Origin of the sequence: Campylobacter sp. IFREMER_LSEM_CL292 (genome assembly GCF_025771615.1) — a bacterium.
Classification (GTDB): domain Bacteria; phylum Campylobacterota; class Campylobacteria; order Campylobacterales; family Campylobacteraceae; genus Campylobacter_D; species Campylobacter_D lari_D.
In genome coordinates this window covers 1-712 of record NZ_JAKMQP010000037.1, presented here as the reverse complement: position 1 = coordinate 712, position 712 = coordinate 1, and the positions used below count along the sequence as shown (strand labels likewise).

Here is a 712-nt window from a genome sequence, read left to right as displayed (position 1 = left end):
ATTATATGAAGACAATAACAAGTAAAATAGAGTTTGCTGCAGATAAAATTAAGCTTTATCAAAGAGAATTAAAATTTGAAGGGGATAAAACAATATACACCGAAGAAAAAGCACAAGCCAATATCACGCTAAAAGATGGTAAAAAGGGTGCTAAAGTAGAATGGAATATAAGTGGAGACGCCACTTTAAATGATCATGATACAACATTTAATTCTAGTGGTAAAGCTAAAGCAACTATTACTTCCAAAGCTCCATTTAAAGATAACCCTGTAATTAATGTAAATACTATTGGACAAAGTGTTAGCACTACTATTACTTATGTAGATAAAGAATATATTCCTAGTATTATTTATCCTAGCTATAAGGGTTATAAGCAAACCATAGAATTAAATCAAGATTTTCATCTTGAGGTAAGTAATTTAATCCCGAATACAGAAATTGAAATATATCATGATTTTTTATCAGCAGCTAAACCAAAGCAAGATCATGTTAGAGTAAATTCAAATGGTAAGGCTATTTTGGAATTTTATGGAGTATGGAATCCATTGTATAGTAATTTCAATATTCAATTTAAATATATGAAAACAAAAAATAAGTCAGCGGATTTTTTTACAGATGAAATTTATATATATAAACAGCTTACCTTGATTATAGATAAGAATTCCTTTAATGCTCAAGAAGGAGAAGAGGCACACGCAATATTAAAAGGTGG

General features: G+C 28.8%; 1 protein-coding gene. It reads left to right on the top strand.

The window, feature by feature from the left end; genetic code table 11:
- The coding region (locus L8T82_RS07930) for an Ig-like domain-containing protein (RefSeq protein WP_263726287.1) at positions 1–712 on the top strand (712 nt) is incomplete at both ends.